At 43.9% G+C, this 8,830-nt stretch carries 5 protein-coding genes; all 5 read left to right on the plus strand.

The genetic code is table 11. From position 1 onward, the window contains the following. Positions 1-547: 547 nt before the first annotated feature. The 5 genes from ETR37_RS17085 (at position 548) to ETR37_RS17100 (ending at position 8,715) form a co-directional block, all read left to right on the plus strand. Positions 548-2,002 (plus strand): type I restriction-modification system subunit M, encoded by a 1,455-nt coding sequence (locus ETR37_RS17085; protein WP_129447570.1) that lies wholly within the window; start codon positions 548-550, stop codon positions 2,000-2,002. An 11-nt stretch (positions 2,003-2,013) separates the two neighbouring features. Beyond that, positions 2,014-3,207, plus strand: a complete 1,194-nt coding sequence (locus ETR37_RS17090; protein WP_033024626.1) for a restriction endonuclease subunit S — start codon at positions 2,014-2,016, stop codon at positions 3,205-3,207. 46 nt (positions 3,208-3,253) lie between these two features. Beyond that, positions 3,254-6,595 (plus strand): DEAD/DEAH box helicase family protein, encoded by a 3,342-nt coding sequence (locus tag ETR37_RS17095; RefSeq protein WP_129447568.1) that lies wholly within the window; start codon positions 3,254-3,256, stop codon positions 6,593-6,595. Between the two features lie 120 nt (positions 6,596-6,715). Next, positions 6,716-6,880 (plus strand): hypothetical protein, encoded by a 165-nt coding sequence (locus ETR37_RS19255; RefSeq protein WP_015373875.1) that lies wholly within the window; start codon positions 6,716-6,718, stop codon positions 6,878-6,880. Between the two features lie 365 nt (positions 6,881-7,245). After that, positions 7,246-8,715 (plus strand): alanine/glycine:cation symporter family protein, encoded by a 1,470-nt coding sequence (locus ETR37_RS17100; protein ID WP_129447569.1) that lies wholly within the window; start codon positions 7,246-7,248, stop codon positions 8,713-8,715. Positions 8,716-8,830 lie beyond the last annotated feature (115 nt).

Below are 8,830 nucleotides of genomic sequence, written 5' to 3' on the forward strand. Positions count from 1 at the left end.
GAATGGTTTGAACCCATGCTTTCATTTGTTTTTCCATGAAAAAATCCTTTCTAACGTGGAGTGTTCGTTAGAAAGGATACCATGTTTTTGACGATGCACAAAGACCAAAATTCTTAACTTGATGGGTATGGATTGTACACCACTTTTATCGAGGTGGTGCTTTTTGCTTATTTTTCTTTCCCCTTTTGCGCTCAAAACAGTATCCTTATCGAAAGTAAATTAGGTGAACACTGCTACAAGTCTTGATGTCTGCGATCAATACTCAAGGCATGTGGAGTGTGTGGCGAAAATTCGGTTGAGATAAGACAACGGGCCGGTGGATCCGGCCTTGTTGTTTGCAGTCGAATTGGGCAAACGGCCATGACGACACGAATGACATGATAAAGATTTCATCCGCCTGCAAAACTGGGGCTGGATGAGATCCATCCTATTGAGAATCCACAACACTTGCAAGTGTTCCTCGAACGGTTATGGTGAACGACTCCCGCTTCATGCAAAGCACAGTGGGAGTTTCTTTGTTCCACAAAGAAAGACATTCTCTGTCTTCCTGAGCGTCAACCGGCATAAAACGTATTTTTCTTNNTGGGAAACGTTTTGGACAGGCGGCATTACGAACCCGCTGACGGTTATTGAACAGTTTACCTACTTATTGTTCATCAAAGGCTTGGATGAAGTCGAAACACAGCGCGAGCAGGAGGATGCGCTGCTCGGCATTGAATCGGAACGCATCTTTCCTCCCGATAAGCAACACTTGCGCTGGAACAAATTCAAACATTTTGAAGCCGCTCATATGTACGATGTCGTGTCCAATGAAGTGTTTCCGTTCATCAAAAACTTGCACGGCAATCGGGAATCGGCCTATGCAAAATATATGGGCGACGCCATTTTCATGATCCCGACGCCGCAAATGCTCGTCAAAATCGTCGACGGCATTGACCGCATTCCGATGAAAGACCGCGATACGAAAGGCGATTTGTACGAGTATTTGTTATCGAAAATCGCCACCGCAGGCACAAACGGCCAATTCCGCACGCCGCGTCATATTATCAATATGATGGTAGAGTTAGTCAAACCAACACCGGAAGATATTATTGTCGACCCAGCCGCAGGTTCCGCAGGTTTTTTAGTCGCGGCGGGCGAATATTTGCGTAAACATCGCAGTGACTTATTTTTAGTGCAAAGTTTAAAAGAACATTTTAATAACCATATGTTCTACGGTTTTGACATGGACCGCACGATGTTGCGGATTGGCGCGATGAACATGATGCTCCATGGCATTGAAAATCCGAATATCGAATATCGCGACTCCTTGTCGGAACAAAACAAAGATAAGGACAAATACACCCTTGTCCTTGCCAATCCGCCGTTTAAAGGCTCTTTGGATTACGAAGCCGTTTCTAGTGACCTATTAAAAATTACAAAAACAAAGAAAACAGAGCTTTTATTCTTGGCCTTATTCCTGCGCATCTTAAAAACGGGCGGGCGCTGTGCGTGCATCGTGCCAGATGGGGTATTGTTCGGCAGCTCGAAGGCGCATAAAGATATCCGCAAAGAAATTGTGGAAAATCATAAATTAGAAGCGATTATTTCGATGCCAAGCGGTGTCTTTAAACCATACGCGGGCGTATCGACAGCAATTATGATTTTCACGAAAACGGGCGTCGGCGGAACAGATCACGTCTGGTTTTACGACATGAAAGCAGATGGCTATTCTCTGGACGACAAGCGCACCCCGATTGAGGAAAGCGACATCCCGGACATCATTGCGCGCTTCCATAACCGTGAGGCGGAAAAGGAACGAAAGCGCACGGAGCAGTCATTCTTTGTGCCGGTGGAAGAAATTCGTGAAAACGACTATGACCTTTCGATTAACAAATATAAAGAGATTGAGTATGAAGAGGTACAGTATGAAGCGCCAAGTGTGATACTTGAAAGAGTGGAAGCGTTGGAAAAAGAGATTATGCAAGGATTACGAGAGTTGAAAGAAATGATTAGAGGGTAGTGTGAAGTTCTATGAATTTTAGAACATATAAGTTAAAAGATATAGGTGAAGTAATTACAGGAAATACACCTAGTAAAAGTAATAGTGAGTTTTATGATTCAAAGGATGTTATGTTTATCAAACCCGATGATTTGTATATAGATAGAATAACAATGTTAAACGAATCAAAAGAGTACTTATCTAATAAAGGTGCTGAACATGCTCGCATTTTGCCACAAGGTAGTGTATTAGTTACGTGTATTGGAATTATAGGTAAAGTTGGTATACTAAAACAAGAAATGGCTGCATTTAATCAACAAATAAATGCTATTATCCCTGATAAAAATATAGTCAATGAAAAGTACTTAGCTTATAAAATATGGAATGATAGAAAAAAACTGCAGCATATAGCAAACGCACCCCTAGTTCCAATTATTAATAAAAAGCAATTTTCAGAATTCAAAATTGACATACCTTCGTTAGATTATCAACTCAAAGTTGTTGACGTTTTAGACAAAGCCCAAGAACTCATTGACAAACGAAAAGCCCAAATTGAAGCGTTAGACCAGTTAACTCAAAGTGTGTTTTTGGAGATGTTTGGGGACCCAGATAAAAATACTAAACAATGGAATGTTTATAAGCTAAAAGAAGTTGTGGATAAAAATTGTTCAATCTCGTATGGTATTGTCCAGCCCGGAGATGATGTACCTGATGGAGTACCAATAGTTAGGCCTGTTGACATCCAACAAGGAATAATATCTGTAGATAATCTAAAAAGGACAGCCAAACATATATCCGATGCTTATTCTAGGACAATATTAAAAGGATGCGAGTTGCTTTTGACAGTCCGAGGTACTGTGGGTGCTTCTTATCTTGTGGATGAAAGCTTTAAGGGAGTCAATGTTACACGAGGTATAACTCCATTATTGTTTAATGAAAAAATAGTTAACCCAATTTATATTTTTCATTTGTTTAAGACAGAACAATATCAAAGGAAATTCAAAAGCCTAGCAAAGGGGATTACTTTATTACAGATAAATTTGATCGACTTAAGAGAATTAACTTTACCAGTTCCTCCTATAACAGTGCAAAATGAATTTTCTAAATTCGTTAAGAAAATAACAATTCAGAAAAAGAAATTGCAAAATAGTCTAAACGAGATGGAAACCATTTTCAACTCCCTCATGCAACGTGCATTTAAGGGAGAATTGTTCAACGAGCAGTAAAACAGTGAAATAAACGAGTGATTGTCGGTCAAGGGAGGGGCGTTTGTTGCGGTCCAACTTTGGATTTTTGATGGGCAAACCTCATTATGAGAGCTTTACGAATGCGTGTTTAGAGGCAGAGAAAAGTTTAGTCGTGAGTCCAGCAACGTGCGCGATTTTGACGCGTCGTGCGCTGGAGCTTGCCGTTAAGTGGGTGTATAGCTTTGACAGCGCTTTGAAAGTTCCGTATCAAGATAATCTTTCCAGTTTGATTCATGACAACGGCTTTTTGTTCATTATTGATGAAGATTTATTGCCGTTGTTGCGTTACATTGTCAAACTGGGAAATGTCGCGGTTCATACGAACTCGATGATTACGAGGGAAGAAGCGATTCTTTCCCTGCATCATCTTCATCAGTTTGTGTCTTGGATTGATTATTGTTATTCAGATGAATATACGGCTATGGATTTTGATGAATCGTTATTGCCAATCGGAGAGGAAAAGCGCGAGCGTCCGGAAGAATTAAAAGATTTATACGAACGGCTAAGTTCGAAAGACAAGCGTCTTGAGGAAATGATGAAAGAAAATGAACAGCTTCGCGCTCTTCTCACCGCCAAACGGGAAGCGAATACAAAAGAATATCACTTCCAAGTCGATGAACTAAGCGAATGGGAAACAAGAAAGAAATATATTGATTTAGATTTGAAGCTTGCTGGTTGGGAATTTAAAAAGGACGTTATTGTGGAATACCCTGTCGTTGGCATGCCAAATCAAGAAGGAGTCGGCTATGTCGATTACGTCCTTTTTGGCGACAACGGGAAGCCGCTTGCGGTTATCGAAGCGAAACGGACAACCGCTGACCCGAACAAAGGAAAGCAACAAGCCAAGCTATATGCCGACTGTATTGAAAAAATGCACGGCCAGCGTCCAATCATTTTTTACACAAACGGTTTTGAAACGTATATTTGGGACGACCTTAACTATCCGGCGCGGAAGGTTTCCGGCTTTTACAATAAGGAAGAATTAAGCTTGCTTATTGATCGTCGGACGATGAAGAAGCCGCTAAAAAATGTGCAAATCAATGACAACATAACGAATCGCTATTACCAAAAAGAAGCGGTGTTAGCCGTCTGTGACGCGCTCGAGAACAAACGGCGCAAAGCGTTGCTTGTCATGGCGACGGGGAGCGGCAAAACCCGGACGGCGGCTGCGATTGTCGATGTTCTCACTCGCCACAATTGGGTGAAAAACATTTTGTTTTTAGCGGACCGCAAAACGCTTGTCACGCAAGCGAAAAATAGCTTTAGCCATTTGTTGCCGAACTTGACGCTTTGCAATTTGCTCGATAACAAAGACAATCCAGAGGAAAGCCGCATGGTGTTTTCGACGTACCCAACGATGATGAACGCGATTGACGAAGCGAAGCGAAAAGACGGCAAACGTCTCTTTACCGTCGGGCATTTTGATTTAATTATCGTCGATGAATCCCATCGCAGTATTTATAAGAAGTACCGAGCAATTTTTGACTATTTTGACGCAATATTGCTTGGGCTTACCGCCACACCAAAGGACGAAATTGATCGCAATACGTATGAAGTGTTTGATTTAGAAAACGGTGTGCCGACCTATGCCTATGAGTTAGATCAAGCGGTTCAAGATGGCTATTTAGTGGATTATCGTACCATTGAAACAAAGCTTAAATTTCTTGAAGAGGGCATTCATTACGATGAGCTATCTGATGAAGAAAAAGAACGATATGAAGAAACATTTGATGATGAAGTAGGTGAGGATATTGACAGTGCCGCGTTAAATGAATGGCTGTTTAATGACGATACGATTGATACGGTACTCAGAGATTTAATGGAAAAAGGAATTCGCGTCGAAGGAGGAGACAAACTCGGCAAAACGATTATTTTTGCGAAAAACCATCGCCATGCGGAACGGATTGTGGAGCGCTTTGATCAATTGTTCCCTGAATACAAGGGCGGCTTTGCACGGGTCATTGATTACAGCGTGAACTACTACCAAACATTAATCGATGATTTTTCCGACCGTAACAAATGGCCGCAGATTGCCGTATCGGTCGATATGCTCGATACTGGAGTGGATATTCCGGAAGTCGTCAATCTTGTGTTCTTCAAGAAAGTACGATCCAAATCAAAGTTTTGGCAAATGATCGGGCGCGGAACCCGTTTATGCAAAGACTTATTCGGAGCCGGGCAAGATAAAACGCATTTCCTTATTTTTGACTATTGCGGCAACTTTGAGTTTTTTCGCGAGAATCCAAAGGGAATCGAAGGAAAAGCGGTGGAAAGCTTAACGGAGCGTCTATTTAACGCTAAAGTCGAAATCATTAAAGAACTGCAGCATTTACAGTACCAAGAAGAAGAGTATATTGCCTATCGCAATGAATTGATTGACGAGGTGCTAGCGGAAATCAATAAGTTAAACGAAGAAAACTTCCGCGTACGCCAACATATTCAATACGTACACAAGTTTAAAAGCCGAGCTAAATGGGACTCCTTAACGGCCATGGATGTCAATGAAATCAAAGAACATATTTCGCCGCTGATTGTTCCGTTGAATGATGATGAATTGGCGAAACGTTTTGATTTACTCATGTACACGATTGAGTTGGCAAAACTGCAAACGAAAAATGCCACAAAGCCGATTCGGAGTGTGATTCGCACCGCCGAGGCGTTATCGAAGCTCGGTTCGATCCCGCAAGTGCAGGAGCAAAAATACATCATCGAAAAGGTGCAGACGGAAGAGTTTTGGAGCGAAGCCGATATTTTCGAATTGGAAGCCGTTCGCGAAGCGTTGCGTGATTTAGTGAAATTCCTTGAAAAAGAAACGCAAAAAATTTACTATACGAACTTTCAAGACCAAGTGTTGGAAGTGAAAGAAAACGGACCGATATTTACTGTCAATGATCTGAAAAATTATCGAAAAAAGGTGGAACATTATCTGCACGAACACCGCGACCAGATGGCCATTTACAAGTTGCGAAATAATAAAAAGCTAACCGTCCAAGACGTAAAAACGCTGGAGCATATTCTTTGGAATGAGCTTGGCACACAGGAAGATTATCAAAGAGAATTCGGCGACACACCGATTACAAAGCTCGTCCGCCAAATCGTCGGCCTTGACCCGCAGGCCGCCAACGAAGCGTTTTCCGAATTTTTATCAAGCGAGCGGTTGAACATCCAACAAAGCCGTTTTGTCAAATTGATCGTCGATTACTTTGTGAAAAACGGGGTTATGGACAAGCGGGTGCTGCAGGAAGAACCGTTTAAAACCGTTGGCAGCATTGTTGAACTCTTTCAAGACAACATGGATGACGCGCGGAGGATCATTCGCATTATCGATGAGATTAACCGAAATTCGGAAGAAATTGCGGGGGCGTGAGCGGTGGATGTCATCAACCGAGAAGTGGTTCTATTGGGGATGGATGAATCACGGCCATGATGGCACGGATGGAAAAACGCTGTCTTTCCTAGGGGCAGTGCATGATAAGGAGCGCTGAACGTGAGCATTTCGTCTCTCATTTTGCTTTTGTTGGTCATGTCGATCGTGTTGTTCGTGTATGGTGTTGTCCAAAAGAGCAAAGCCGCGAAACGGATCGCCTTTGGCCTCTTCGTCGCATCGGTCGGATTGGCCGGTTTTGTCGTGTTTCTCATCGGCTATATGTAACAACAGTCAAAGACGAACACGCTGTTCTGTGTGTTCGGCTTTGCGTTTGCGGCGATTCAGATGGGGATCATTGGGGGAGATGGGGCTCGCGCTCAAGGCCTCAAGGACTGGCATTAGGGGACCGTTCGAGGCGGATTTCTCTGTCTTGCCTCATCTATCATTTTTGGGCTTCAAAGTTATTTTTAAAAAAGCGAAGAAAGTCGTTCATTTTTCTACACGAGGACAAGCGCAGGAAATATAAAGAAAATGCAGAAAAGAATGATATATGAAAAAAATTATTGAAGCTGAAATGTGTAATATTTATAATATTATTTAAGTTGTGTGTTGTACAACAAAAATAATCAGCTGGCATAGGAGGGATTGGGTTGATTGAAAAGCTTGTAGAAACGGTGAACGGGTGGCTATGGAGTCCTTTTTTGATTGCATTCATTGTTTGTTGCGGTTTGTATTTTAGCATTCGCACCCGTTTTCTGCAAATCCGCCACGTGAAAGAGATGATCCGGCTTGTGACGACGGGGAAAAGCTCTGAGGCCGGGGTGTCTTCTTTCCAGGCGTTGACGATGTCGTTGTCCGGCCGCATCGGCGTCGGGAACGTGGCCGGGACGGCGACGGGGATTGCGTACGGGGGGCCGGGTGCGGTCTTTTGGATGTGGGTGATCACCTTTATCGGAGCGGCGACCGCGTATGTCGAGTCGACGCTGGCGCAAATTTATAAAGAGGAACAAGACGGACAATACCGCGGCGGTCCGGCGTTCTACATTGAAAAAGGCCTTGGCTGGAAATGGTTTGCGGTGGTGATCGCCGCGGCGATCATTCTCTCGATGGCGGTGCTGATGCCGGGAATTCAAGCAAACTCGATTGCCGACAGCTTTTCGAATGCGTTTGGCATTCCGAAATTGGTGACGGGAATTTTCGTGATTGCCGTTCTTGGCTTTACGATTTTTGGCGGAGTGAAGCGGATCGCGAAAACGGCGGAAATTGTCGTGCCGTTTATGGCAGTTGGCTATTTGTTGGTCGCGATTGCCATTATTGCGGTGAATATTGAGAAAGTCCCGGATGTGTTTGGTTTGATTTTCAAAAGCGCGTTTGGCGCTGATCAAGTGTTTGGCGGCATTCTTGGTTCGGCGGTGATGTGGGGGGTCAAACGCGGCCTTTATGCGAATGAAGCGGGGCAAGGGACGGGCGCCCACCCGGCAGCGGCGGCGGAAGTGTCCCACCCGGCGAAGCAGGGGCTTGTGCAGGCATTTTCGATCTATTTGGACGTGTTCTTGGTCGTGACGGCGACGGCGCTGATGATTTTGTTTACAGGTCAATACAATGTGATCAATGAAAAAACGAGAGAGACGATTGTCGAGCATTTGAAAGGGGTGGAACCGGGCGCAGGGTATACGCAGGCGGCGGTGGACACGCTCTTCCCGGGATTCGGGTCGGCCTTTATTGCGATCGCTCTGTTCTTCTTCGCGTTTACGACGATGTACGCGTATTACTATATTGCCGAGACGAACCTCGCCTATTTGGTGCGCAGTGAAAAGAGGGGAACGGCCTTCTTTGCCTTGAAGCTCATCTTTTTGGCGGCCACGTTCTATGGAACGGTCAAAACGGCGACGACGGCGTGGGCGATGGGCGACATCGGGCTTGGCATCATGGTGTGGCTCAACTTGATTGCGATCTTGTTGTTGTTTAAACCGGCCTATATGGCCTTGAAAGATTACGAAGAACAGCTGAAGCAAGGGAAAGATCCGGAGTTCAACGCGTCGAAATACGGAATCAAGAATGCGGAATTCTGGGAAAATGGATATAAGAGATGGGAAGAAAAGAAAGAGAAGGCATTGTAACAGGTTGATTGGTTGGAGTCGACGGTGTCCCGGATGCAGCGGGACACCCTTTTTTCATCATCTATATTATAAACTGTAGATGAGCATTTTTCATTACAATAATTTCCATGGTTAG

This window comes from Geobacillus sp. PK12 (genome assembly GCF_004123125.1).
GTDB lineage: Bacteria > Bacillota > Bacilli > Bacillales > Anoxybacillaceae > Geobacillus > Geobacillus zalihae.

Coding starts and splice junctions, on each gene's coding strand:
- ETR37_RS17090 (WP_033024626.1), top strand. CDS start 2,014: ATGAATTTTAGAACATATAAGTTAAAAGATATAGGTGAAGTAATTACA.